General features: G+C 73.1%; 30 protein-coding genes and 1 tRNA gene. 26 read left to right on the forward strand and 5 right to left on the reverse strand.

The features are described from left to right. Positions 1–119: 119 nt before the first annotated feature. The 25 genes from ACFV0G_RS06130 (at position 120) to lepB (ending at position 18811) form a co-directional block, all read left to right on the forward strand. Positions 120–455, forward strand: coding sequence for a hypothetical protein (locus tag ACFV0G_RS06130; RefSeq protein WP_380542363.1), 336 nt, complete (start codon positions 120–122; stop codon positions 453–455). A gap of 14 nt (positions 456–469) precedes the next feature. Continuing rightward, the gene (locus ACFV0G_RS06135; protein WP_380542365.1) at positions 470–1102 is read left to right on the forward strand and encodes a hypothetical protein; all 633 of its coding nucleotides are present in this window, start codon (positions 470–472) and stop codon (positions 1100–1102) included. Further along, a complete protein-coding gene (locus ACFV0G_RS06140; protein ID WP_380542368.1) occupies positions 1099–1512 on the forward strand; it encodes a DUF6093 family protein in 414 nt (137 codons plus the stop codon). The genes ACFV0G_RS06135 and ACFV0G_RS06140 overlap by 4 nt, the downstream gene beginning before the upstream one ends. Then, positions 1509–1892, forward strand: coding sequence for a hypothetical protein (locus ACFV0G_RS06145; protein WP_380542371.1), 384 nt, complete (start codon positions 1509–1511; stop codon positions 1890–1892). Before ACFV0G_RS06140 ends, ACFV0G_RS06145 begins: the two co-directional genes overlap by 4 nt. Continuing rightward, on the forward strand, positions 1889–2296 hold the full coding sequence (locus ACFV0G_RS06150) for a hypothetical protein (protein ID WP_380542374.1): 408 nt from the start codon (positions 1889–1891) through the stop codon (positions 2294–2296). Before ACFV0G_RS06145 ends, ACFV0G_RS06150 begins: the two co-directional genes overlap by 4 nt. Positions 2297–2309: 13 nt before the next feature. Continuing rightward, a complete protein-coding gene (locus tag ACFV0G_RS06155) occupies positions 2310–2642 on the forward strand; it encodes a hypothetical protein (RefSeq protein WP_380542377.1) in 333 nt (110 codons plus the stop codon). Positions 2643–2711: 69 nt separating this feature from the next. Next, positions 2712–3197 carry a hypothetical protein gene (locus tag ACFV0G_RS06160; RefSeq protein WP_380542380.1) on the forward strand — a complete coding sequence of 162 codons (486 nt, stop codon included), beginning with the start codon at positions 2712–2714 and terminating at the stop codon, positions 3195–3197. Continuing rightward, positions 3197–3733, forward strand: a complete 537-nt coding sequence (locus ACFV0G_RS06165; protein ID WP_380542383.1) for a hypothetical protein — start codon at positions 3197–3199, stop codon at positions 3731–3733. Before ACFV0G_RS06160 ends, ACFV0G_RS06165 begins: the two co-directional genes overlap by 1 nt. A gap of 20 nt (positions 3734–3753) precedes the next feature. Continuing rightward, positions 3754–4053 carry a hypothetical protein gene (locus ACFV0G_RS06170; RefSeq protein WP_380542386.1) on the forward strand — a complete coding sequence of 100 codons (300 nt, stop codon included), beginning with the start codon at positions 3754–3756 and terminating at the stop codon, positions 4051–4053. After that, the gene (locus ACFV0G_RS06175) at positions 4050–7427 is read left to right on the forward strand and encodes a phage tail tape measure protein (RefSeq protein ID WP_380542389.1); all 3378 of its coding nucleotides are present in this window, start codon (positions 4050–4052) and stop codon (positions 7425–7427) included. Before ACFV0G_RS06170 ends, ACFV0G_RS06175 begins: the two co-directional genes overlap by 4 nt. Positions 7428–7439: 12 nt before the next feature. Next, positions 7440–8306 carry a phage distal tail protein gene (locus tag ACFV0G_RS06180; protein ID WP_380542392.1) on the forward strand — a complete coding sequence of 289 codons (867 nt, stop codon included), beginning with the start codon at positions 7440–7442 and terminating at the stop codon, positions 8304–8306. A 12-nt stretch (positions 8307–8318) separates the two neighbouring features. Continuing rightward, positions 8319–9431: a hypothetical protein gene (locus ACFV0G_RS06185; protein WP_380542395.1), complete on the forward strand. Its 1113-nt coding sequence runs from the start codon at positions 8319–8321 to the stop codon at positions 9429–9431. Next, positions 9431–10507, forward strand: coding sequence for a hypothetical protein (locus ACFV0G_RS06190; protein WP_380542398.1), 1077 nt, complete (start codon positions 9431–9433; stop codon positions 10505–10507). The genes ACFV0G_RS06185 and ACFV0G_RS06190 overlap by 1 nt, the downstream gene beginning before the upstream one ends. Then, positions 10507–11247: a hypothetical protein gene (locus ACFV0G_RS06195; protein ID WP_380542401.1), complete on the forward strand. Its 741-nt coding sequence runs from the start codon at positions 10507–10509 to the stop codon at positions 11245–11247. The genes ACFV0G_RS06190 and ACFV0G_RS06195 overlap by 1 nt, the downstream gene beginning before the upstream one ends. Positions 11248–11314: 67 nt before the next feature. Further along, positions 11315–12436 (forward strand): hypothetical protein, encoded by a 1122-nt coding sequence (locus ACFV0G_RS06200; protein ID WP_380542404.1) that lies wholly within the window; start codon positions 11315–11317, stop codon positions 12434–12436. 12 nt (positions 12437–12448) lie between these two features. Then, on the forward strand, positions 12449–13321 hold the full coding sequence (locus ACFV0G_RS06205) for a hypothetical protein (protein ID WP_380542407.1): 873 nt from the start codon (positions 12449–12451) through the stop codon (positions 13319–13321). Then, positions 13318–14160, forward strand: coding sequence for a glycoside hydrolase domain-containing protein (locus tag ACFV0G_RS06210; protein ID WP_380542410.1), 843 nt, complete (start codon positions 13318–13320; stop codon positions 14158–14160). The genes ACFV0G_RS06205 and ACFV0G_RS06210 overlap by 4 nt, the downstream gene beginning before the upstream one ends. A gap of 12 nt (positions 14161–14172) precedes the next feature. Then, positions 14173–14397, forward strand: a complete 225-nt coding sequence (locus ACFV0G_RS06215; RefSeq protein WP_380542413.1) for a hypothetical protein — start codon at positions 14173–14175, stop codon at positions 14395–14397. Beyond that, positions 14394–14657 carry a hypothetical protein gene (locus ACFV0G_RS06220; protein WP_380542416.1) on the forward strand — a complete coding sequence of 88 codons (264 nt, stop codon included), beginning with the start codon at positions 14394–14396 and terminating at the stop codon, positions 14655–14657. Before ACFV0G_RS06215 ends, ACFV0G_RS06220 begins: the two co-directional genes overlap by 4 nt. A gap of 139 nt (positions 14658–14796) precedes the next feature. Continuing rightward, a complete protein-coding gene (locus ACFV0G_RS06225) occupies positions 14797–14997 on the forward strand; it encodes a hypothetical protein (RefSeq protein WP_380542419.1) in 201 nt (66 codons plus the stop codon). 5 nt (positions 14998–15002) lie between these two features. Further along, positions 15003–15542 carry a DUF6879 family protein gene (locus ACFV0G_RS06230; protein ID WP_380542422.1) on the forward strand — a complete coding sequence of 180 codons (540 nt, stop codon included), beginning with the start codon at positions 15003–15005 and terminating at the stop codon, positions 15540–15542. Then, complete coding sequence (locus ACFV0G_RS06235; RefSeq protein ID WP_380542425.1) at positions 15539–16381, forward strand: helix-turn-helix domain-containing protein; 843 nt, start codon at positions 15539–15541, stop codon at positions 16379–16381. Before ACFV0G_RS06230 ends, ACFV0G_RS06235 begins: the two co-directional genes overlap by 4 nt. 87 nt (positions 16382–16468) lie before the next feature. Beyond that, the gene (locus ACFV0G_RS06240) at positions 16469–16666 is read left to right on the forward strand and encodes a hypothetical protein (RefSeq protein ID WP_380542428.1); all 198 of its coding nucleotides are present in this window, start codon (positions 16469–16471) and stop codon (positions 16664–16666) included. Continuing rightward, positions 16663–16929 carry a hypothetical protein gene (locus tag ACFV0G_RS06245; RefSeq protein WP_380542430.1) on the forward strand — a complete coding sequence of 89 codons (267 nt, stop codon included), beginning with the start codon at positions 16663–16665 and terminating at the stop codon, positions 16927–16929. The genes ACFV0G_RS06240 and ACFV0G_RS06245 overlap by 4 nt, the downstream gene beginning before the upstream one ends. Positions 16930–18202: 1273 nt before the next feature. Next, the gene (gene lepB, locus ACFV0G_RS06250) at positions 18203–18811 is read left to right on the forward strand and encodes a signal peptidase I (protein ID WP_380542433.1); all 609 of its coding nucleotides are present in this window, start codon (positions 18203–18205) and stop codon (positions 18809–18811) included. Positions 18812–18869: 58 nt separating this feature from the next. On the opposite strand, the gene ACFV0G_RS06255 is transcribed toward lepB, so the two are convergent. Continuing rightward, a complete protein-coding gene (locus tag ACFV0G_RS06255) occupies positions 18870–19940 on the reverse strand; it encodes a DMT family transporter (protein WP_380542436.1) in 1071 nt (356 codons plus the stop codon). A gap of 153 nt (positions 19941–20093) precedes the next feature. Continuing rightward, entirely contained in the window at positions 20094–22457 is a 2364-nt protein-coding gene (locus tag ACFV0G_RS06260) for a transglycosylase domain-containing protein (protein WP_380542439.1), read from the reverse strand. A 242-nt stretch (positions 22458–22699) separates the two neighbouring features. Between ACFV0G_RS06260 and ACFV0G_RS06265 the strand changes: the two genes are divergently transcribed. Next, the gene (locus tag ACFV0G_RS06265; protein WP_380542442.1) at positions 22700–23524 is read left to right on the forward strand and encodes a hypothetical protein; all 825 of its coding nucleotides are present in this window, start codon (positions 22700–22702) and stop codon (positions 23522–23524) included. An 83-nt stretch (positions 23525–23607) separates the two neighbouring features. Here ACFV0G_RS06265 and ACFV0G_RS06270 read toward each other — a convergent pair. The 3 genes from ACFV0G_RS06270 to ACFV0G_RS06280 form a co-directional block, all read right to left on the reverse strand. Further along, positions 23608–23681, reverse strand: a tRNA-Lys gene (locus tag ACFV0G_RS06270). 66 nt (positions 23682–23747) lie between these two features. Then, positions 23748–24329, reverse strand: a complete 582-nt coding sequence (locus tag ACFV0G_RS06275; RefSeq protein WP_380542445.1) for a bifunctional DNA primase/polymerase — start codon at positions 24327–24329, stop codon at positions 23748–23750. A gap of 133 nt (positions 24330–24462) precedes the next feature. Further along, a complete protein-coding gene (locus tag ACFV0G_RS06280; RefSeq protein WP_380542448.1) occupies positions 24463–24861 on the reverse strand; it encodes a hypothetical protein in 399 nt (132 codons plus the stop codon). Between the last annotated feature and the right edge of the window lie 120 nt (positions 24862–24981).

The following is a 24981-nucleotide window of genomic DNA, read 5'->3' on the forward strand; positions in this document are numbered from 1 at the left end:
CGTCACACCTTCCCGGGCCCCCCCGCCCTAAACCGGCGGGGGGGGAAAACCGCCCCCCCGTCCCCCCCCCGGGCGGGCCCCCCCCCCCGCCCCGCCCCCGCCCCCTACCGGAGGACCCCATGCGAGCCCAGGCACGCGCCCCCTTCACCTGCTACCACAACTACGAACTCCACTCCGTCCAGGCCGGTGACGTCCTCGACGGCGACCTCGCCGAGTACGCCCTGGCCACCGGCTGCCCGGTCGACGAGCTGACCGACGACGACGGCCAGGAGTCGGAGGGCGACCCGCGCGACGGCGAGCTGGACATCACCGCGCCGACCGCCGCCGTCCTCGCCTGGGTCGGCGACGACAAGGACCGCGCGGCCCAGGCCCTGGCGGCCGAGAAGGTCACCGAGAAGCCCCGCACCGGGCTGGTCACCGCCCTGGAGAAGCTCGCTCCGGCCGACGAGAGCTGAGGAGGTGACAGCGGATGACGCTGCCCCCGCTCGCCACCGCGGAGGACCTCGCCACCGCGCTCCAGCGCCCCCTCGACCCGGCCCAGGCGGACCTCGCCATCCGCCGGGCCTCCTCCCGCGTGCGCCGCTACACCAACCAGGTCCTCTCCTTCGTCGCGCAGGAGACCGCCGAGCTGGAGGGCGGCACCCAGACCCTCCAGCTGCCCCAGCGGCCCCTCGTCGTGGACGGCGCCAACCCACTCACCGTCATCGAGCTCGCCGACTTCACGGGCATCGAGTACCAGGCCATCGAGAGCCGGGACTTCACCCGGATCGGCAGCGAGCTCACCCGCGGCTACCCCTGGTACGGGTCCCGCACCCGCCTCATGGGCTGGCCATTCAACCGAACGCTGGGCGTCTGGACGACCCGGGTGCGCGTCACCTGGAGCCACGGCTACCAGACCATCCCCGACGACATCACCGACGTCGTCCTCGACCTCGCAGCGATGAACCTCACCAACCCGCTCGGCCTGCGCTCCGAGAGCATCGACGACTACTCCCGCACCTTCGCCTCCGAGACCATCGGCGGCGCCCAGCTCACCCGCGACCACAAGGCCGCTCTGCGGCCCTACCGCCGTACCGCCATCAGCGTCAGGCCGATGCCGTGAGCATCGACCCGACCGCGCTCCTGCGTGACGGCCGGGCCGCGCACGAGCAGCTGATGACCGACACCGTCCGTCTCCAGCGGCCCGGCGCCCCGGTCTACGACGCGGCCACCGGCGCCACCGAACAGGCCGACCCGCGTGTCCTCTACTCGGGCCCGGCCCGCGTCAAGCCGATGGTGGCCCACACCATGGGTGCGGAGTTCGGCGAACGCGCGGTCGTCCTGCGGCGCTACGAGGTCGCCTTGCCGTGGTCGGCCATGCCGCTCGCCGCCGACCGGGTCGTCGCTGGCGACCAGGTCCAGGTGACCGCCTCGCCCGATTCCCGCCTGACCGGCCTCGTCCTGTGGGTGACCAGCGTCGGCGAGTCCTCGACCGCCACCGCGTGGCGCCTCGCCGTTGAGGACCGGTCGTGACCGCGGACATCAGCGGCCTGGAGGCGCTCGCCGCCGACCTCGCGCGGGCCGCCGCCGAGATCGACTCCCGCTGCCGCCAGGTCGTCTCCCGGGGCGCGCTCAACATCAAGAACGACTGGAGGGCGAACGCGCGGTCCACGGCCGGGCGGCACGCCCGCCTCTACCCGCTGTCCATCGGCTACGACCTCACCACGGTGCCCGGCGCCGGCAGCAGCGCGCTCATCGGTCCGGACAAGGCCGGCCCGCAGGGCGCGCTCGGCAACCTCCTCGAGTACGGGTCGGTCCACAACCCGCCCCACAACGACGGCGGCCGCGCCTTGCTCGCCGAAGAGCCGCGGTTCATCGCCGCGGTCGACCAGCTCGGGAGGGACCTCCTGTGACGACCCCTGCTGTCCTGCCGCACGTCCAGGCCGTCGAGGACGTCCTGACGGCGGCCGGCCTGACCGTCTACCAGGGCGGCGCCCCACCCGGCCCCGCCGCACCACCCGCCACCTACGTGGTCCTGTATCCGAGCCCGGGCACCCTCGAGAGTGCCTCGCTCGCCGACGACCGCACCGTCCTCGACACCACGGTGCAGCTGACCTGCGTCGGCTCCACCCCGCAGGGCGCCGTCGGCACCGCGGACCGCGCGGCGGCCGCCCTGTCCCCGCCGCTGACGGTCGCCGGCCGGGCCTGCTGGCGGCCCGAACGGCTCGGCGGCCCGCCGCTGCAGCGCGACGACGACCTCGCCCCGCCCCTCTGGTACCTGCCGGTCCAGTACCGGCTCCGCTCCCTGCCCGACTGACAAGGAGGCCACCATGGCCACGCTCACCACCCAGGTCATCGCCCTCGCCGGCCTGGCCCCCTCCTACGCGGCCGCATCCGGCGGCGGCGACAAGGTCACCATGTCCGGCGACCGCACCTTCCTGCACGTCAAGAACGGTGGCGGCAGCCCCATTACGGTCACCCTGGCCGCGACCGCCACGACCCGCGGCCAGGTCGCCACCAGCCCGACAATCTCCGTCCCGGCGTCCGGCGAGCGGATGATCGGCCCGCTGACCGCCGACCTCCTCGCTGGCACCTCCGACGGCCTGTGCGCGGTCAGCTACTCCGCGGTCACGTCGGTGACCGTCGCCGCGATCCGCATCTGATCCATCCCCACCCCGCACCCGCCCGCTGGCCCCGGACTCCGGGGCCTTTTGCATGCCCTGGAGGGCCCCATGTCCGACCTGATCAGCGACGGCAAGACGAGGGTGGCCTGGGTCCCCTCGATCGCCAACATCAATGCCCCGACCGTCTCCGAGCTCACGACCGGTGGCGCCCTCGACCTCACCCCCCGGCTCACTCCCGACGGCCTCAAGATGGACCCGACCACGGCGGACGTCGACACGTCCTCGCTGGCATCGACCGCCGACACGTACGAGGTCGGCAGGGTCAAGTTCGACGGCGAGCTGACCATCAAGCGCGGCGACACCGCGCCCGAGGACCTGCCGTACTCCACCCTCACCTACGGCGTGCACGGCTTTCTCGTCGTCCGCCGCGGGGTCGCCTACGCCACCGGTTTTGCCACGGGCCAGCAGGTCGAGGTGTACCCGGTCGTATGCGGGGAGCGCGCGAACAAGGCGCCGGCCGCGAACGAGGTCATGAAGTGGATGGCTCCGCTGAAGGTCACCACCTCCCCGGCGACGAACGCGACGGTGGCCTGATGCCCAAGACCCCCACCCCCGGGCCGACGGACATCGAGGCGATCATCGGCGGCGCGACCCTGCGCGAGGACACCGTGGAGCTGTGCCTCGCCGGCCACCTCCAGGGCGAGTACGAGTCCCTGGAACGCAAGCTCGCCGACGCCTCCGCCATGGTCGGCGACTCGCTCGCGGGTGGCCCCCGCGTGCCGATCGCCCAGCGCATGCAGGAGATCCGGGACGAGATGCGCACGCACCTCGTCACCTTCCGCCTGCGGGCGATGCCACCGAAGGCGTGGTCCGACCTCGTCGCCGCCCACCCCGGCGCCGAGGGCCAGCTGTACGACCCGGACACGCTCGGCCCGGCGGCCATCGCCGCATGCACCGTCGAGCCGGCGATGACGCTGGAACAGTACGGGCGCCTGGCCGAGCGCCTGACGTACGGGCAGCAGGAGGCCCTGGCCGACGCCGTGTGGCGGCTCAACACGCAGGCGGCCCGCACCATCCCTTTCTCGCTGCTCGCCTCCGCGACCGCCGCCTCCCACACCGGCGAGAAGTAGAGGCAGCGCGGGCCTGGGGCGTGCCGCGGTCGGTGTTCCTCGGCAGGCCCCTGCCCGGGCCGGGCGAGCCGCTGTGGACCGAGGACGACCGGTCCTGGGCGCTCGCCCTCCTCCTGGTCGAGGCCGAGGTGTGCCGCGGGTGCGGCCACCCGCTCGATGAGTCCACCGACCCCGAGCAGGAGTTCGGCTGGGCAGCCGAGGTGATCCGCTGCCACGCCTGCGCCACCGCGGCCCGCACCGCGCAGGCCTTCGAGAAGGGCGGCGGCGACCCGCACGGCGCCAACGTGCATGTCCACCGCCGGAAGGGGGATCGCTCATGACCGACCGCACGGTCAACGTCCGGCTCAACCTCGACAACTCCGGCACCCAGCGGGCCGCAACACAGTCGGAGCAGTCCTACCGCCGCATCGCCCAGGCGGCGGCCGATGCCGGCGCCCAGCAGCAGAGCGCCTTCCAGGCCGCCGCCACCGGCAGCCAGCGCGCGATGGAGCGCACCGCGGCCGTCGCGCAGGCCTCGGGCCGCACCACGCAGGAGTCCATGCGGGCCACGGCCGCCGGCGCGGTCCGGCTCGCGGAGGCGGCCGAGGGCATCCCCGGCGCGTTCGCCTCCGCCGCGACGCTGACCGAGCGGGCAATGCAGGGCATGGCCGCCTCGGCGACGTCGGCCGCCAACGCGGTCGTGGTCGCCGACACCCGGATGACCGAGGCGAGCGTTGCCTCCGCGCAGGGCATCACCGCCTCGCTCGCCGTCCGGCTCGCCGCCGGGCAGGGCGTCATCGCCTCGCAGGCCGCGATCGCCGCGTCCGCGCAGGCCAGTGCGACCGTCCAGGTCGGCGCGTTCGCCCGCGCCGCCGCAGCGGTCACGGCCTGGGGCACATCCATGCGCACCTCGGCCGCCACCGGCTTCCGCACCCTCACCACCGCGGCCGAGCAGGGCGAGAAGGCCTTCACCGGCCTGCGCACGGCCGGCCTGCTCATGCTCGGCATGTTCGCCGCGGCCAGCGTCACGGCGGCACGCTTCGAGAAGGCCATGTCCGGGGTATACGCGGTCGCCGGTGCCACCGCGGAGGAGATGGGCCAGCTCCGGGAAGCGGCGCTCGCCGCCGGCCGGGACACCGCCTACACCGCCTCCCAGGCCGCGGACGCGGAGGGTGAGCTCGCCCGCGCCGGCGTCTCCGTGGCGGACATCGTCGGCGGCGCCCTGTCCGGCGCCCTGTCGCTCGCCGCCGCCGGCCAGCTGTCGCTGGGCGAGAGCGCGACGATCGCCGCGCAGGCCATGAACGTCTTCGGCCTCCACGGAAAGGACGTGGGACACATCGCCGACGTCCTGGCCGCCGCCGCGAACAAGAGCGCCAGCGACGTGCACGGCCTGGGTGAGTCCCTGCGTTCGGGCGGCCTCCTCGCGCACCAGACTGGCCTGTCCCTCGAGGACACCGCCGCCGTCCTCAGCGTGTTCGCCGACCATGCCCTCGTCGGCAGCGACGCCGGCACCTCCCTCAAGACGATGCTGCAGCGGCTCACCCCGCAGTCGACGGAGGCCGCGAACCTGATGGCCAAGCTCGGCTTCTCCGCCTACGACACGTCCGGCCAGTTCGTCGGCCTCTCAGCGCTGGCCGGCAACATGCAGCGCAGCTTCTCCCAGCTCACCCCGGAGGCCCGCAACGCCGCGATGGGCGTCATCTTCGGCTCCGACGCCGTCCGCGCCGCGAACATCCTCTACGAGCAGGGCACCCTCGGCATCGACGAGTACCGCAAGGCAGTCGACGACAACGGCGCGGCCGCCCGCATGGCAGCCGTCCAGATGGACAATCTCGCTGGCGACCTGCAGTACCTCAAGGGCAGCCTGGAGGTCGCGCTGATCCAGTCCGGCACCGAGGCCAACAAGGTCCTGCGGGATATGGTGAAGATCGTCAACGAGGTCGTCACCGCATACGCCGCGCTGCCGGCCTGGGCCCAGGGAACGGCCGTGGCCATCGCCGCGGTCGGCGGGGCCGTGGCAGTCGCGGCCGGCTCGTTCATGCTGATGCTGCCGCGGATCGCCGCGTTCCAGGCGAGCATCACCGCCCTCTCGACGACAATGCCGCGGCTCGCCTCTGCCGCATCCCTCACGATGAAGGCTCTCGGCCCGCTGGGTATCGCCCTGACCCTGGCGACCGTCGCGCTCGGAGTGTTCGGCGGCGCCCAGAAGGACGCCAAGAAGACCACGGAGGACCTGACTGCCGCGGTTAAGGCCGACGGTAACGCGATCGGCGCGAACACGCGGGCCTGGGTCGCGCACGAGCTGGAGACCAAGGGCGTCCTCAAGGCTGCCAAGGACCTCCAGCTCAACACCTCCGACCTCACCGAAGCCATTCTGGGGAACAGCGATGCCGCCGCGCGGTTCACCGCCTCCCTCGCACCGCTGACGGCCGCGGGAAATGATGCCGGGCACGTCGCCCTGTCCGGCATCGGCGCGAACAAGGACTGGCAGAAGTCGCTCGACCTGGTCAAGGGCTCCTTCAACGACATGACCGGCCAGGTCAACGACGCGGTCGGCGCAGCCATCCGGGAATCCGAGGCGGTCGGTACCGCCGCGGGCAGCACCAACGCCCTCGGGAAGGCCGTCTCGTCGACCGGGGACGACATGAAGGACACCCGATCCGAGACCGAGAAGCTGTCGGACGCCCTGGACGGCCTCAACGGGAAGAACATCGACTCCGCCAAGGCCGCCATCTCGCTGCAGACCTCCCTTGCCGACCTCAAGAAGGCGGTGAAGGAGAACGGCACCAGCCTGGACATCAACTCGGAGAAGGGCCGCGCGGTCAAGTCCGCGTTCCTCGACGCGGCCGAGGCCGCGATGAAGCACGCCGAGGCCGTGTCCAAGCAGACCGGCTCAACGGACGAGGCGAACATCGTCCTGGCCAAGGACATCGACATGCTCAAGGAGACGATGCATCAGGCCGGCTTCACCAGCGACCAGATCACAGCCCTGACCGCCGCATACGCGCAGGTCCCCGAGACCGTGACCACCAAGGTCACTGACCCGCAGGCCCTCAAGACGATCGAGGACCTGAAGAACGTCAAGAAGGCCGTGCAGGACGTCCCGCCGGGCAAGACGATCGACGTCACGGCACCGAACGAGCAGGCCATCGGCGACCTGGAGGCGATCGGCTACAAGGTCGACCACCTCCCGAACGGCAAGGTCAGGGTCACCGTCCCGACCAACGACGCGTTCGACGGCGCGACGAAGATCCAGGACATGATCAACGGGATCACGGGCCGCACCGTGCGGGTCACCGTCACCGGCGAAACGATCTTCGTCGGCGGAAAGGGTCAGGCCCGGCTCGCCGAGGCCGACGGCGGCGTCCTGCACTACGCCCAGGGCGGCATCCGGGCCTTCGCCTCCGGGGCCGAGCGGCACATCGCACAGATCGCCCCCGCGGGAGCCATGCGGCTGTGGGCCGAGCCGGAAACCGGCGGCGAGGCGTACATCCCCCTGGCCGCCGGCAAGCGCGGCCGCTCCACGGCGATCCTCGGCGACGTCGCCAACCGGTTCGGCTACCGGCTCGTCCCCGTCGGCCAGCTCACCGGCGGAGGCGGCGGGACGGCGAGCTACGACCACTCCCGCAGCGTCAACGTCACGCTCAACGGCGCCCGGCAGACGTCCGCCGAGCAGCTCGCGGACCTCGCCCGGCACCTCGACTTCGTGAGCTGAGAGGAGGCCCGCGTGGCCGGATACACCCCCGGCGCCGGTCTAGGCGGGATCCAGGCCGTTCTCGGCTCCGTCCGCCTCGGCGCGGTGGACGGAACCGGGACGGCCTGGGGCCTGTCCAAGCTGGACGGTTGGGACAGCGCCGACGTGCGTACCCAGTACACCGACCGGCAGTCCGATCACGGCGCCTGGGCCGGGAGGGCGTACCTGCAGGCGCGGGTGCTCACCGCGGCCGGGACGATCGCCGCCCCCGACCAGGCGACCCTGGAGGCCTGCCTCGACAGCCTCCAGGTCGCCGCGTCGCTCGACGACACCCTGCTGACCGTCTACGAGACCGTCCCCAAACAGGTCACCGTGCGGCGCTCGGGCCGGATCCTGATCGACCGGGCCACCGACCGGCTCGCCTCCTACAGCGTGCTGCTGACCGCCGCGGACCCGCGCAAGTACGACGTCACCGCACAGGCCCAGAGCTCGCCGCTGCCGTCGACCACCGGCGGCATCACCCTGCCGCTCACCCTGCCGTTGACGATCACCGCGACGACCTCCAGCGGCAGTTTCGTCCTCGTCAACGCCGGCACGACGGCGACCCGGCCGGTCCTGACCATCACCGGCCCGGTGACCACGCCGACGATCCTGGCGCAGGCCCCGGACGGCACAGTCACCGCGCTGGCCTACTCCGACACCCTCCAGGCCGGCGACGTCCTGGTCATCGACTGCGCCGCGCACACCGTCACCCTCAACGGGTCGACGTCCAGGCGCCGCTACCTGTCCGGCTCCTGGCCGGAGATCGCCGCCGGATCGCAGTTGTCTTTCAGCTGGTTCGCCAGTTCCTACGACCCCGCCGCTCAGCTCGCCGGCACCTGCCGCTCCGCGTGGCTGTGAGAGGAGGCCCCTGTGCCCACTGATCCGTTCTGGCTCCCGAGCCTGTCCTACGACGAGACCGAGCTCCGCAAGGTGGACAGCATGCTGGTCATGCCGGACGGCACTGCACTGGGATCCCGCGCCGGCGTCCGGCCGGGCGACCCGGGCCTCGCCGTCACTCTCGCCGGTTCGGTGATCAACGTCTCCACCGGCGTCGCGGCGCTCTACCGGTCCGGGCAGGGCGTGTACCGTGCGTACTTGGCCGCGACGTCGCCCGGCAGCGTCGCGGCGGCGAACGCCACTTTCAGCCGCATTGACCTGGTGTACCTGCGCGTCTGGGACACCGCCGTCGACTCGTCCGGCCTGCGCAAAGCCGACGCCGTGTACCTCCAGGGAACCGCTTCCGCGTCGCCGGTCGCCCCGACCCCGGGCGCCACCGAGATCTACATCCCGCTGGCGACCATCAACGTGCCCGTGTCCGGCGGCGGCTCACCGACCGTCAGCCAGGCAATCCGGCCCTACACCGTCGCGCCCGGTGGCATCCTGCCGACGACGTCGAATGCCGAGCCGTCCAGTGGCGGCCCCGGCACCGTGTTCTACGACAGCGACACCGACGTGTTCTGGTACTTCAAGGCCGACGGCACCACGAAGCAGAAGATCCTGGCCAGCTCGGGCGCGTCCGTGATCGGGCAGCTCACCGAGGCCCGAATGGCATCCGACCAGCCCGCCACCAGCACCACCACACTGACCAACGTGACGGGCATGAGCCTCGCCGTCGCCGCGAACGCCACCTACCTGATCGAGGCCTACCTCAGCTACACCGGCGAGATTCCGACCAGCCCCGGCCCCGGTGACCTGCGCCTGGACTGGACGATCCCGTCCGGCGCCACGATGAAGTGGGCCCGGCACGGCATGCCCAGCAACGGCATCAACCAGCTCGACGCCGTCGAAACGGACCACACCACGATCCGCCTGCTCGGCACCTACGGCGCCTCGACCAACGTGACCGCGCGCCCGGTCGGGTGGATCACCACCGCCACCCTGACCGCCGGCATTCTGCAGCTCCGCATGGCCCAGGGCACCTCCAACGCCACCTCGACCATCCTGCGCGCCGGGTCGTGGCTGCGGCTGACGAGGTACGCCTGATGGCCGCTGTCGAGCTCGCGTGGCTCGCCTGCGACCTCAAGAGCGGCCGGGTCGCCGAGGAACTGGACCTGGCGCCCACTCAGGTCGTCGGCCGGCGCCTCGGCGGCATCACTTCCACCGGTTTCAACCTCGCGTTGTCCGGGGCGCCGCCCGAGTGGGAGGCCGCGACCGACCCGGGCCGCACCCTGGCCGTCGCCGTCGACAAGGCCACCGGGCTGATCGTCTGGTCCGGCATCACCCTCACCCGCAAGGGTGGCGCCTCCGACCTGCTCCAGCTCGCTGCGGCGACCCCGGAGTGCTACCTCGGCCGCCGGTACCCCGGCGCCTACACGGCGGCCGGCGCCGACCTGAGCACCATCATGGCCGCGCTCGTCGCCCCCGCCGCGACGGACGGGCCGCCGCTCGTCCTCGACACGACCGTCTGCGGCACGACCGCGGACTACTCGACCGCCGACGGCGACGACAAGACGATCCTGTCCCAGTTGCAGACCCTGGCCGGTATGGCCGGCGCCCCCGAGATGACGATCGACACGGTCTGGGCGGACGCCGCCCAGACGGCCGTCCAGCTCGCGGTGCGGATCAAGCCCGCCGTCGGCGCCCAGTCCGCCACCCCGGAGGCCGTGTTCGACCTGCCCGGGTGCATCTCCGACTACTCGCTGACCGAGTCGTACGAGGACGGACATGGCGCCACCGAGGTCCTGGCCACCGGCGAGGGCGAGGGCAGCACCCGCGCGCTCTCGGACCTGCAGACCGCGAGCGCGCTCATCCTCGGCGGCTACTGCCGCTGGTCCTACCGCTGGAGCCCCGGCTCCGGCATCACGAGCAAGGCTCAGCTCAACGCCCACGCCACCGACGCGCTCGGCCTGATGCAGACCGGCACCAAGTCCTGGACGGTCGACGCCACAGCCTCAGCCGCGCCCCGCCTCGGACGCGACTGGGGCCTGGGCGACAGCGTCCGGATCCAGATCGTCAGCTCGCCCCGGCACCCGGCCGGCACCGAGAAGGTCGCCCGCGCCTACGGCTGGGACCTCGACCCCGGCGCCGACCGCGTCTCACCGATCCTGCTGGAGGAGTAATGCCGCAGCGCGCCGACCTCCTCCCGCAGGGCCTGACCGGCATTCTCCAGGCGATCAAGGACATCCGGCAGGACATTCGCGAACTCCGGGCCGCCCGCCGCCTGGAGGCCGCATCCATCGGCGCCGGCGGCCTGACCGTCACCGGCGCCGGCTACCTCACCGTCATGGACGCCGACGGCTCCGTCCTGCTGCTCATCGGCGGGATCGAGCCGTACGGCGACGGCACCCCCCAGCGCGGCATCGCCCTGCGGCGCGCCGACGGCACCCTCGCCCTCTCCGTGTCCTCGACCAGCGGCAGCACCTCCGACCCGCAGGGCCTCGTCATCCGCGACGCCCGCGGCAACGTCCTGGTCGCCGAGGACGTCTCCGGCGGCCTCGCCCGCCCCTGGGGCGACATCCCCATGTACCCGGCCAAGTCGACCAACTGGCTCACGACGACGAACGCCTCCTACGAGGTGCTGTGGCGCGGCGTGGTGGACGCCCGCAACCCGAAGCTCGCTGTATCGGGCTGGGCGGTTGCCGCGGCGTCCAGCGGCGGCAACGTCCGCGTGAAGGTCAACGGGACCGTGCTCGGGTCGCCGGTCGCGGTCACCACCACCAGCAGCCAGTGGACGATCGGCCCGCTCGCGCACGGCGTCGCCATCGGCTCGGACCTGACCGTCGAGATCGAGGCCCAGCTCACCTCCGGAGCCGGCCCCGTGTCCATCGGCGTCCACCACGCCCGCGGCCAACAGACCTGACCGCCCCTCACCCGCCAGCCCCGGCCGCCGCCCGGCCCCGGGGCCGCACCCATGCCCTGGAGACCCCGTGTCAATCCTCCGCCGCGCCCTCGCGGCCACCCTCGCCGCCCTGGCCGCGTTCCTCGTCCTACTCTCCGCCCCTGCAGCGCCGGCAGCCGCGGCCGCCGGGCCGGTCCCCACCCCGGTCACGATCACCGGCGTCGACCTCCACGACGGGACCATCGTCAAGGACGGCGACACGTACTACCTGTACGGCACCGCGTATGGCTGCGGGTTCACGTGGCGGACCGCCTCGCCGTGGTGCGGCTTCGGAGTGTCCACCGCGACCTCGCTGACCGGGCCCTGGTCGTCGCCGACGCTCCTCTTCTCCCCGCAGGACATCGACCCGTGGACCGGCACCTCGTGGGCGTCCGAGTGCGGGTCGACCGGTGAGGGCTGCTTCAACGCCAGGATGATCCAGCGGACGGGCTGGGGCTACGACGACGGCGTGTGGATCCTCTGGTTCAACAGCCCGGCGGACTACTCGCGGTCGCACGCCAACGCCTACAACGCGATGGGCTGCGCGGGCCCGGCCGGCCCGTGCGGGCCGAACGCCGGCGTCCACGGCTCCTACACCAAGCCTGCGTTGTGGGTCTGCGCCGCCAACGGCGACTTCTCCCTGATCACCATCCCCGGGCAGGCCCCGGCGATCGTCTGCTCCATGCCCGGCACCGCGAGCCTCAGCGTCGAGCAGCTCGCCGGGAACGGCGTCAACGGCACCGGCACTGGCAGCCGCAACCTCGCCGGCCTGGCGACGATCGAGGCCCCCGGCATGTGGCAAGACGCCGCGTCCGGCACCTGGGTCATGACGTACTCGGATCCGTCCTGCGGCTACTGCGCGGGCACACCGACCGGCTACGCCACCGCAGCCAGCCCGTACGGCCCGTGGACCGCACCGGCGAACGCCGCGGCGGCCGGCCCCGTGGTCTACGGCCGGCGAGACATCAGCCCCAGCAGCTGCGGCGGGCAGCCCCGCACCGTAACCGTTCTGGACGGCCAGCCCTACCAGCTGATCGACCTGTGGAAGGGCACCCCGAACGAGACCGGGGCCTCTGTTCGCCTGGAGCCGCTCACCTATCGGCCCGCGGTCGGCGCCACCGGCGACGGCGGCCTCTGGCAGCCCGCGCTCGCCCCCTTCACCTGCAACTGACCTGGAGGTCCCATGACGATCACCTTCCGCGGCGGTCGGCTCCCTGCCCAGCCGGCCCGCCCGCACCTGCGCCTCGGCGACTACCTGACCGGCGCCCCGATCCCTGCACCGCCGCCGTCCGCGGACTGGCTCGGCCGCGTCGCCACCTGGCCGATGTACGGCAACGACGTCGTCGGGGACTGCACGTTCGCCTCCGCCGGGCACATCATCCAGGCCCTCACCGCCTACGCCCAGGCCACCTCCGTCGAGGTCACCGACGCGGACGTCCTCCACGGCTACGAGGCCGTCAGCGGCTACCGGCCCGGCCAGCCGTCCACGGACACCGGCTGTGTCCTCGAGGACGTCCTCGCCTACTGGCGGAAGACCGGCGTCGGCGGCCACAAGATCCTGGCGTACGCCAAGGTCGACGTCTCCAACCCGGCCGAGGTGGAGCAGGCGATCGCCCTGTTCGGGGCGATCAAGCTCGGGATCAACCTGCCGGAGTCCGCAGAGGACCAGTTCAACGCCGGCCAGCCGTGGGACTACGTGCGCGGCTCCCGCATCCTCGGCGGCCACTGCGTGCCCGTGGGCCGGTACCGGCAGGGCGGCACGATCGACGGCGTGACCTGGGCCCGGGTCCAGTCGATGACCCCGGAGTTCTGGCGGCGCTACGTCGAGGAGGGCTGGATCGTCATCACGCAGGACTGGCTCGACGCGGCCGGGCACTCCCCGTCGGGGCTGGACCTCTACGGCCTCGGCGAGGATCTGGCGGCTCTCACCAGCAGCCCGAACCCGTTCCCCCACCCGACCCCGGCACCGCCGTCCCCGACGCCAGGTCGGCCGGACGCGGCCGACCTGGCGCTCGCCGCGGCCCAGGCCGCCTGGACGAAGGCGAGGGGCCTGTGACTCTCGGCGTCGACTACCCGTGGGCCCACCCGTCGCCGGCTGCGCTGCAGGCCGCGGGCGTGGGCTTCGCGATGCGCTACCTCTCGCATGACGACTCCAAGGACCTGCACCGCGGCGAGGCGGATGCGCTCGCCGCGGTCGGCATCTGGTGCGGTGCCATCTGGGAGACCACCGAGGCCCCGGCGCTCGCCGGCCGGGCCGCCGGCGCCGCCGACGCCCGCGAGGCGCTCGCCCAGGCCCAGGCCTGCGGCAAGCCGGACGGCAGGCCGATCTACTTCGCCGTCGACACCGACACAACCTGGGACCAGGTCGCGCCGTACTTCCAGGGCGTGCGCGACGTCCTGCCGCTCGCGGAGGTCGGCGCATATGGCGGCCTGCGGATCATCCAGGGCGCCGCCGCCTCCGGCCTCGTGAGCTGGTTCTGGCAGGCCGAGGCCTGGTCCGGCGGCGACTGGGACCCGCACGCCCACATCCGCCAGGCCGGAACGATCACCATCGGCGGCGTCACCTGCGACCAGAACACCGCCATGAACAGCGACTACGGGCAGTGGATGCCCGGCCAAACACCCGAGGAGGACTACATGGACAGCGCCCGCGCCGAGGCCTGGTTCGGCCAGCTCAACGCCGAGATCTGGGGCCTCAAGAACGACATGGCCGCCGCCGCCCAGCGGGACGCCGCGCAGACCGCCGCGATCACCCAGCTCGCCGCCGCGGTCGCTGTCGGCCACGGGCTCGACCCGACCCAGCTGCTCGCCGACGTCCAGCAGGCCGTGGAGGCTGCCCTGGCCAAGGTCAAGTTCACCGTCACCACCCAGCCGCCCGCCGCCCCCACTACCTGATCGGAGACCGGCATGCCCAGCAAGTACGTCATCGACCTGGCCGAGCGCGTCGGTGCGACCGCCGCCGAGGCCGGCCTGTCCGTCCTCATCACCGAGGCCGGCAACCTGCCCCCGTGGTGGGCCCTGATCCTGCTCCCGGCACTCGCCGCCGCCAAGGGCGCCCTCGCGTCGTTCATCGGCCGCCCGGACACCGCCGCCGCCCTGCCGACGGCCGCCGACCCGGTGAGCCGCCAGTGAGCACGCCCGCGCCCGACCCGGGCGTCTACATCAGCCCGGCCCAGACCCACGCGGAGGTAAGGCGCATCGCCGACGGCCAGATCCGGATGGAGTCAAAGATCGACGCGATCCTCGCGGATCAGCGCGACTACCGGGACACCCAGACCGACCACGAGTCCCGGATCCGCAGCCTCGAGGCGAAGGTCTTCATGGCGATGGGCGCCGCCCCCCTGCTCGGCGCGGGTGGCGGCGCCCCGCTCGCACAGGTGCTGGGCCGCTGAGCCGCACAGTCACCGACCCCCACCACACCGCCCCTTGCTCTCCGCCGTGGAGGGCAAGGGGCGGTTTCGTCGTATCCCCCGCGTGGCCGAGTACGGCGGGCCATGCTGGTGGCTCACCCAGCAGAGAGGGAAGAGGACTGTGAAGCTCAAGTTCCTCGGCACCACCAGCGAAGACGGCAAGTGCCCCACCCTGTACGAGACCGAGACCGGCGACATCGTCGTCCAGGGCTACCGCCTCGAGGACCCCGAGGCCCTCGAGCAGCTGCGCGACGTCCTGCCCGGCGAGACCTTCGTCGTCGTCCCCCGAGACCTGCTGACCCGCTTCGCACCGAAGGCGTGACACACGTGCCCGACTTCATCACCGACGAGCAGTTCGACCACCTCTTCGGCGACGGCTTCGCCCACACCGCCTGGCGCTTGGAGAGCCGCCGCGGATACGCCTCCGACCGCGCCGGCGCAGGATTCCAGCGGTGGGCGCGCGGCGAGGACCCGCAGACCGACCCCGGCCGGCCCTGGTGCCGCAACATCGCCGCCCAGGTGGCCGCCGGCAAGCGCGTCGAACGCGTCCGGATCGCCGACGACCCGATCACCGACGGGCAGGCCTACCTGCTCCATGTCGGATGGGCGAACGTCCAGGCGGGCGAGGACATTCGGCATCTTTCCCGTGCGACGGCCCAGCGGCTCGGTCTGCCCGAGCGGGACTTCTGGCTGTTCGACGCCAAGGTCCTCCTCGAGATGCACTTCGACCAGGACGACAACTACCTCGGTGCCGAGCTGGTCGACGATCCTGCGGCGGTCCTCGCGGCCTGCCAAGTCCGGGATGCCGCCTGGCACTACGCGGTGACGCGTGAGGAGTTCAAGCCCGCGGTACCGTCGCTGGCGTGAGCACCGACTTCCAGCGGGCCCGTGAGGCTCTCGGCGTCCGGCTGCACCAGTTGCGGGACGACGCGGGCCTCACGGGCCGCCAGCTCGCGGCGGGCCTCGGCTGGCCACCGTCGAAGATCTCCAAACTCGAGAACGGCCGCCAGACGGCCACCGAGGCCGACCTGACGGCATGGGCCGAAGCCACCGGCCATCCGGCCCTCGCGCCGTCCCTGCGGGCCGACCTGCGCGGCCTGGAGACGCAGTACCAGTCATGGAAGCGGCGCCTGGCCTCGGGCCACCAGCGGGCCCAGCGGGAGGCCGGCGCAGAGGAACGCTCGGCATCGCTGGTCCGGGCGTACGAGCCGACCGCCATCCCCGGCATTCTGCAGACCCCCGACTACGCCCGGCACGTCCTGGCCTCAGGCGCCGCGCTGCACCAGTCCCCGCGCGACACCGACGACGCGGTCCGGGAGCGGATGCGCCGCCAGGAGCTGCTGTACGAGCCCGGCCGCCGCTTCCACTTCGTCCTCTGGGAAGGAGCGTTGCGCGCCCTGGTGTGCCCGCGGAGCGTCCTCGCCTCCCAGCTGGACCGGCTGGCCGGCCTGGTCGGGCTCGACACGGTGACGCTCGCCGTTATCCCGTTCACTGCCGAGATGCCCCTGACGGTCCGCCACGGCTTCTGGATCCACGACGAGGCGTACGTGACCGTCGAGACCATCAACGCCGCGCTGTGGCTCGACGCCGCGACCGACGTCGCCCTGTATGCCCGGGCATGGGAGTCGTACGCGCAGGCCGCCGTGCAGGGCAACGACGTCCACCGGCTGCTCGCCTCGGCGCGGCGAGCGCTCGGCCCGACCTGAGAAGCATCGCGAAGCGCCGAGGCCTGCGCGAGAAACAGCGAGAAACATCGCAGGTCGCAGGCGAATCGTCGCCCTACCTTGCTGGGCATGGCCGATCTCTCTGACGCTGTCTCCGCCGCATCGCTGACCGACGACCAGCTGCACGCCCGCGCCTGCCACCGCGGCCCGTATGGGTGCGCAGGCCCGCTCGCCCCGGCAGGCCACGTCTACACCGCCCCCGCCGAGCCCGGCGCCCCGCTCGGCTGGCCCGTCGTGGCCTGCGACCGGCACCGGGAGGAGGCGTGAGCGCGGCCCGGAATGTGACGCGCTGGGACGAGCGGCGTATCGACAAAAGCATCTGGCCGCCGCACCGCGAGACGACCGGCACGGTCGTCCGTCTCGACCTGCAGATGGGCGGCCGGTACGTCACGGCGGAGTGCCAGCTCGGCGCGCACCACGCGTGCCCGGGCGGCCTGCGCACCGAGTGCCAGGTGCCCATGCCCGACATGCGCTGCCGGTGCGTCGCCGAGGGCTGCGCGTGCAAGCCCCAGCAGGAGTCGGCCCGGTGACCGCCGGCGGGCGGTGCGCGCCCTACGAGCTCCGGCCTGGCCTTGGGTGGGGCGTGTGGGACGGCCGGTTGGGGAAGCGCGTCGAGCAGCCGGGTCTGCGGGACTCGCACTGGTGGGGGCGACGGGCAGGCGCGGAGGCGTGGTGTGTCCGCGAAAACGGCGCCCGCCCGCAGGTAGGCCATTCGGGGGGCCCATCCTGATCTTGGGCCCCCGGCGCGCATCGCGCGCGCCAGGCGTGCGGCGCTACGGTGGCGCTGATGTCAATGCGACGGGGGTCTCTGATGTCTCATGACGGTCTGACCCTTTCCGGGTTGGGTTCCCGCACCGCCATTCCCGCGGCAGGCATACCCGGCTGACTCGTCTCCCGCGCGGCGTGGGTCGGTCACTCGAGGTTCGCCTCCCACCGCGCCCGTCAGGGGTGCCGGGCCCCTCGAACAGCTGATAGCTGGCGATCAAGCCCTGCGGCGTGGCCCAGCGATGTCGAGCACCCTTGCGCCCCCCCCCGTGCCGTATCCGGCGGCCAGTGATGTGGCTGCCGCCCATTGGCGCGCCAGGGCAGGTCATGACCCCCCGTTCCCTGGCGACGACGACGCGCCCCCCCCCGTGCGGGCGGGGGCGCGATCGCGTTTCTGACCTGCAAACTTGCGTGATCATTTGGGAGAGAATTCGGGGATGATCTTGGAAACTCAGTCTTCAGCCAAACGTCAGCCAAAGTGCAGTCAAACGCACTGAGCGTGCGGCGTCGACCGGCGCTAGCGCATTTGACGTGCATAGATAGCGCCATCGGCGCAGGTGGGCGGCGCCATGCTCGGCGGCGCAGTAAGCTCATGAACTTCATCATCGCCGAGGTGATCCGGCACCACGAGGCGATCGCCCGAGCCTGAGCCGGAGCGGCCCGCGTTCCGTACGGCCCCGGGTCGGATACGGCTCCCGGGTCGGATGATGCGATTTCGCGGCAACCTCTGCTCGCGCTAGCGTGCTGTTCTCCCCCCCGGCCAGGCAGTCTCCGACCGCTGACCGGCTCCGCCGCGCCCGTGGTGGGGTACGCCGACCGGCGGGACACGGAGAGGCGGCACTGAGCATGACCAGTCACCGAGGGCTCCGGGAGACGGATCCCGGCTCCCGCCCCGAGGCCGTGACCGGGTACGGGGCCGCAACCGGGCCGGAGGCCGGTTCCGAGGGCGGGGCGACCCCGGGGGACGCTCGCCGCGGAGGCCGGCGTCGGGCCGGGCGCGCACGGCGCCGCTGGCCGTGGTGGGTCGAACTCCCCGTCATGGCGGCCGTCGGGCTCGTCGCGGCCCTGGTGATCAAGACCTGCCTGTTCCAGGTGTTCACCATCCCCTCCGGGTCGATGGAGAACACCCTGCGGATCCACGACCGGGTCGCGGTGAACAAGCTGGCCGTCCTCAGCGGATGGCAGCCGCAGCCGGGCGAGCCGGTCGTCTTCAAGGACCCGGGGGGCTGGCTGCCGCCGGAGGCGGGTTCGGCCGGGGCGCTGCCGGGGGCGGTGGACAGCCTGCTGAGTTTTGTCGGCCTGGCGCCGCCGCAGGGCGCCGGGTACCTGGTCAAGCGGGTCATCGCGACCGGCGGCCAGACCGTGCGGTGCAGCGGGACGACCCTGGCGGTGGACGGGCATCCGGTCGCCGAGCCGTACTTGCACGAGGGCGACGACTCCTGTGCCGGGCTGGACTTCGGGCCGGTGGTGGTGCCGGCGGGCTACATCTGGGTGGAGGGTGACCACCGCAGCGACTCGGCGGACTCCCGCTACCACCGCAGCCGTCCGGGCGGCGGTGCCGTACCGGTCGCGGACGTGGTCGGCCCGACCGCGGCGGTGGTCTGGCCGCTCGGCCACGTCGGCTGGTTCGGCTGGTCGGGCCGCTGACCGGAGGGCGCCGGCACCCCGCCCGGCACCGGGCGGGGTCAGAACCGCCGGGCCGCCGTCAGGGCCGCGGGGTCAGCGTTGCCGGGGCGTCCTCGCCCGCGGTGCCGGACCGAAGGGCGCCGGGGTCGGCAGGGACAGCAGGGACCGCCGGCGTCTCGGAGGCCGTCTCGGAGGCCCTCTCGGGCGCCGTCTCGGCAGTGCCTGCGGGCCTGCTGGTCTGAGCGGCGAAGGCGCCCGCCAGCACGAGGAAGCCGCCGAGCAGCTGGGGCGTCCCGAGGTGTTCGCCGAGGAGGACCCAGGCGAGGACGGTGGCGACGACCGCCTCCAGGTTGGCGACCACGCCGGCCACCGGGGGTGAGAGGTGCTGCACCGCGATCACGCCCGTCAGATAGGCGAGCACGGTGGCGATCAGCACCATCCAGGCGGCCGGGAGCAGCGCCGGGAGGCTGTGGCCGTTCATGGTCACCGAGCCGCCGAGGAGGCTCCAGTCGGCCTCCCAGGGACGGGTGAACGCGGTGAGGACCACGGCGCCGATCAGCAGGCCGTAGGCGCTGACCGCGATCGGGTCGACCGGCCGGTCGCCGCGCTTGCCGGCGTCGGCGAGGACGAAGTAGCCGACCTGGCAGACCGCGGCGCCGAGCGCGAACACGACGCCGAGGGCGTCGAAGCTCAGGCCGTTCCAGACCTCGACCACGCAGGCCAGACCGGTGACGGCGACTCCCGCGCCGATCGCGGCGCCACGGGAGACGGGCCGCCGCTGGACGAACTTGACGTAGCCGAGCAGCAGCGGCGGTCCGAGGTACTCGATCAGCAGCGCGACGCCGACCGGGATCCGCGAGATCGCGGCGAAGTAGCACGCCTGGACGCCGGCCACGGCGAGCAATCCGAAGCCGAGCAGCAGGCCGGGGCGCTGCCGCAGGGCGCTGCGGTGCCGGTAGGCCAGCGGGAGCAGCACCACGGCGGCGCCGGTCACCCGCAGCCACACCACGTGGACCGGGGACAGCCCGGCCTCGATCAGTGGTTTGGCGGCGGTGCCGGAGCCGCCGAAGGCGAACGCGGAGACCAGTGCCAGCGCAAGGCCGAGGGAGCCGGCGGCGCGGGCGGGGGAGGGGGTGGAGCTTCTTCGCACCGACGCATTGTGCCAGTTCGCGGACGGACTTGGTAAGGCGCCATCTCGCCCTATGGTCCTCACATCCGAGTGCCGCCGGACGACCGCCGGACGGCCTCGGGACATCCCCGGCGGCCCCGGGCCCCACCCCGCCCGCCTCGCCCCCGTCCGAGGTCAGCCCGTCGCGGGTGCCCTGGTCGCGCCGCCCGTCGTACCGGACCCGCTGCCGCCGGAGCCTCCCGTGCCGCCGCTCCCGGTCCCGGTGCCGGATCCGCCCGTGCTGCCGGTGCCGGTGCCGCCGAGCAGCCCGCCGCCGGTCGAGCCGCCGTAGCCGGAGCCGCCGGTGCCCGTGCCGCCGGCCGCGCCGGTGCCGGGCCGTCCGCCGCCCGTCCCCGCGGTGGCGCCGGAGGTGGCCCACGGCCGGGCCGGCTGGGAGGCGTTCCCGCCGTCGGTGGGCGCGGTGCTGGGCGCCGTCGACGGTTCGTCGGACGGAGTGCTCGACGGGGTGTCGGTCGGCGCCGGGTCGGCCGGCTGCGTCCGCTGCTGCTTCGGCGGGGTGAAGGCGGTGGCGGGCTTACCGGCCAGGGCCGCCTTCATGTAGGCCGTCCAGATCTGCGTGGGGTAGCGGCCGCCGGCCGCCGAGCCCGTGCCGCCGACGCCGTCCAGGGTGACCTGGGCGCCGGTGGCGGGGTTCTGGCCGAACAGGCCGACCGAGGTGACCAGCTCCGGGGTGTAGCCGACGAACCAGACCGAGCGGGAGTCGTCGGTCGTGCCCGTCTTGCCGGCGGCCGGCCGGTTCAGGGCCTGGGCGCGGTAGCCGGTGCCTCCCGGATCCGAGATGACGCCCTGGAGGACGGCGGTGGCGGCCCGGGCCGCCTCGGTGCTGACGGCCTGGGTGGCGGTGTGCCCGGGCAGCGGCACCTGCTCACCCTCGACCTCGACCGACTTCACCAGCCACGGGGTGATCTGCTTGCCGTCGTTGTCGAGCGCCGCGTACACCCCGGCCATCTGCAGCACGCTGGGCGTCGCCGCGCCGAGCGGGATGGACGGCACGGCGGACAGGCCGGGGGTGTCCGCGGGCAGGCCGAGCGCGACCGCGGTCCTGCGGACCGTCTCCAGGCCGGTGTCCTGGGCGAGCTGGGCGTAGACCGAGTTGACCGACCAGTCGGTGGCCTGCTGCAGGGTGATCTGCCCGTAGTCCCGGCCGCCCTCGTTCGGGGGCGCGTACGGGACGCCGGTGCCGCCGCGGACGGGGCGGCCGCTGGTGCCGTCGTACACGGTGTCGGCGGTGATCCGGCGCCCGGACTGGGTGGTGGCGTGGCTGTCCAGCGCCGCGGCCAGGGCGATCGCCTTGAACGTCGAGCCGGCCTGGTAGTCCTGGCGGGTCGCGTTGTCGATCCAGTGCTTGGTGGCGTCGCTGCCGCCGTACAGGGCGACCACGGCGCCCGTCCTCGGGTCGACGGAGACCGCGCCCGCCTGGGCGTCGGCGTCCTTCGCGCGCTTCGCCGGATCGAGGTTGTCGGTCAGCTGGGTGCGGACGGCGTCCTGCAGCTGCCGCTGCCGCGTCGGGTCGACGCTCAGGGTGATCGTGTACCCGCCCTGGGCGAGCTGCGCGTCGCTGAGGATGTGCTGCGAGGTGAGGTAGTCGGTGGCCGCGGAGACCAGGTAGCCGGCCTGCCCGGAGAGGCCGGGGGCGTTCTTCGGCTGGACGACCTCGGGGAAGGCGGTCGAGGCGCGCTCGGCCGGCGTCAGCCAGTTCTGCTCGACCATGCCGTCGAGCACGTAGTTCCACCGGCTTATGGCCCGCTGCTTGCCCTGCGGCGTCGCGGTGGAGACGTCGTACGCGCTCGGCGCGTTCAGCAGGGCGGCGAGGTAGGCGCCCTGGGCGGCGTTCAGCTTGTCGGCGTCGACGCCGAAGTACGCCTGCGCGGCGGCCTGGATGCCGTAGGCGCCGCGGCCGTAGTACGAGGTGTTCAGGTACCCGGTGAGGACGTCGTCCTTGCTCTCCGTCGCGTCGACCTTGATCGCGATGAACAGCTCCTTCACCTTGCGGGTGACGGACTGCTTCTGGCTGAGGTAGGTGTTCTTGACGTACTGCTGGGTGATGGTGGAGCCGCCCTGGGTGCTCTTCCCGGTGGCGGTGTTGAACGCGGCGCGGGCCAGGCCCTGCAGGTTGACCGCGCCCTCGTGGTAGAAGTTCCGGTCCTCGGCGGCCAGCGCGGCGTGCTGCGCGGCCGGGGAGATCTTGTCCAGCGGGACGTTCTGGCGGTTGGTCTGGCCGGTCCGGGCGATCAGCGAGCCGTCCTGGTACCGCCAGGTGTTGCTCTGGGCGATCGCGGCGGCGTGTGCGTCGGGCACCTTGACCATCGTCAGTCCGACCGCGAAGAGCCCGGCGGCGAGCACCACCGCGGCGATCGAGCCGAACAGTGCCATCCGCCAGGTCGGCAGCAGCCGCCGCCACCCCCTCCGCCGCCGCGCCGCCGGACGGGCGGGCGGCACGGGCGCGTTGGGGCCGGGCTGCTGCGGGGGACGGGGCACCGGAAGACCCTTCCTGCGAGCCCCGTAACGGTTGCTCACGCGTGCGACGGCATGGACCGTCCCAGCCTGCCTGATCGACTTGTCAGACGTTAGGGACCTATGTCCCATTTTTCCCTACCGCTCCTTTATGCCCGCGGTGTCCGCGGGCAGCCGGTCGCCGGACGGTCCGCGGCCGCCCGCGTGCGCTTACGCCCGCCGCCGCACCGCGGGTAGGGTGCCCGGACCGCAGCACGAGGAGCACCATGGCCCGCCCGACCGTCCTGTACGTGACCGACCTCACCTATCCGGCCCGCGGCCGGCGCTACGGCGACGAGGACGTCCACCTGTCCGCGGCACTGCGCACCGACTTCACCGTCGCCCTGTGCCACCCGCTGGATGCGGCCGGCCTGCTGGACTCCTTCGACGGCGTCGTGGTCCGCAACAGCGGCCCGGTGCTGCACTACCAGGAGCAGTACGACCACTTCCGGGCCGAGGCGCTGCGGCGCGGCACCCCGGTGTTCAACGAGCTGACCGGCCGTGCGGACATGGCCGGAAAGCAGTACCTGCTCGATCTGTCCGCCTCCGGCCGGCCCGTCATCCCGACGGCGGGCGGCCCGGCCGACCTCCACCGGCTCCCGGAGGCACCCCAGTACGTGGTCAAGCCGCTGCTCGGCGCCGACTCGATCGGCCTGGAGTTCGTCGACCCCGAACACCTCGCCGAGGCGAGCGCCGTCGGCGGCCGCCTGGTCCAGCCCCGGATCGACTTCGCGTACGAGGTGTCCTTCTACTTCGTGGACCGCGAGTTCCGGTACGCGCTGTACGCGCCCGAGCCGGACCGCCGCTGGGAACTCCGGCCCTACCGGCCGAGCGCCGAGGACCTCGCCTTCGCCCAGCTGTTCGTCGACTGGAACACCATCGACCACGGCATCCAGCGGGTCGATGCCTGCCGCACACCCGAGGGCGACCTGCTCCTGGTCGAGCTGGAGGACCTCAACCCGTACCTGTCGCTGGACCTGCTCGACCCGGCGGAGCGGGACGGCTTCACCGCCGCCGTGAAGGACTCGCTGCACCGGCTGCTGCGCCGCTGAGCCATCGGCCCCGCCCGTACGGCGCGGGCGGGGGCGGGAACGCCGAAGGCCCCCCGCTTCCGCGAGGGGCCTTCGACCGTCTGTGCGCCGCCAGGGACTCGAACCCCGGACCCGCTGATTAAGAGTCAGCTGCTCTAACCAACTGAGCTAGCGGCGCCTGCTGACGTGGAAGACTCTAGCAGCGGCGCACGGCGGAGCCAAAATCGAATAACGCGCCCCGTGCTCAGGCCGTGGGAACGGGGCGCAGCGGCCCGTCCGCCGGGTCCGCGGTGTCCCGGCCGGCCGGGCCCGAGGTGCTCCGGGCGGCCCGCACGCAGGCCCAGAGCACCACGGCGGCGCCGGGCAGCCAGGGCTCCCGGGAGTCCGGGGCGACGATCCAGCGGCCGCCGCCGAGGCTCGGCGAGTCCGGGGCGTTCACCATCCGCTGGACGGGCGGCACGGTCACCGCGTCGCCCTGGCCGTGGCAGAGCAGCGGCGGCACGTCCCGCGCCCACTCCTCCCAGGCCAGCAGCGAGCGCAGCCGCGGCGCGGCACCGGGCTGGACGAACAGCAGCGTCCGGCCCCGGTACGCGGCGACCGGGCCGCAGCCCGGCCCGGAGGCCCACAGCTCGTCCAGTACCCGGCGGCCGAAGAGTGCGGGCATGCTGATCACGTCGAAGGCCCGCCCGCACGGCAGCACCGGGGGCGCCCACGGCCGCGACTCCCACAGCGCACGCATGGAGCGGGGGTACTCGCTGGCCGAGGCCAGCCAGGCCTCACCGGCCACGGTGACGTACTCCACGGATTGATACGTCCAGATGTCCACCCCAGCAGCGTGGCGTTGCCGGCGGCCGGCGCGGACCGAAAACCCGGTTCGGCGGACACCGCGGCACCGCGCGGCGTACCCTTACCGGCCGCATATGCCAGTGGCCCGGTGCGGGCCCGCCGATCGGGGGGTCTCAGTGCTCCGCGCTGCGCTGCCGCTGCAGGGTGCGGCCGTACTCGACCATCCGGGCCGCGTAGTCCGGCGTCCAGTCCGCGCGGACGGCGATCTCGGCGGCCGACAGCGCGTCGAACCGCCGGGTGTCCGCGAGCTGCGCCGCGGCGATGGCCTGGAAGTCCGTGGCCCGCTCCGCGGCCGCGCGGAACGCCAGGGTCAACTCGGTCGACCGGCGGAGGAGTTCCGCCGGGTCCTCGATCGAGTCGAGGTCGAAGAAGTGCTCGGGCTCGGGCTCGGCGGCCTGCGGCTCGAACAGCAGCTGCGCCGGCCGCAGACGGCGCGGCGGGGTGCCCGGGCCCGGGGCGGCCGGCGCGGGGCTACCGCTCTGGTCGGACGCCTGACCGTGGGTATCGGGCATGGAAGGACACCTCCGGAGGGTTGGGGGCGGTGGGCCGGCCGTCGTCCATTGTCGCGCGGCACGGCCGGGTAGCGGAACGGTGCGCATGACGTTGCTATTCCCGCCACGGGTCGTGAACCG

This window comes from Kitasatospora sp. NPDC059571, from assembly GCF_042735675.1.
Lineage (GTDB): Bacteria > Actinomycetota > Actinomycetes > Streptomycetales > Streptomycetaceae > Kitasatospora.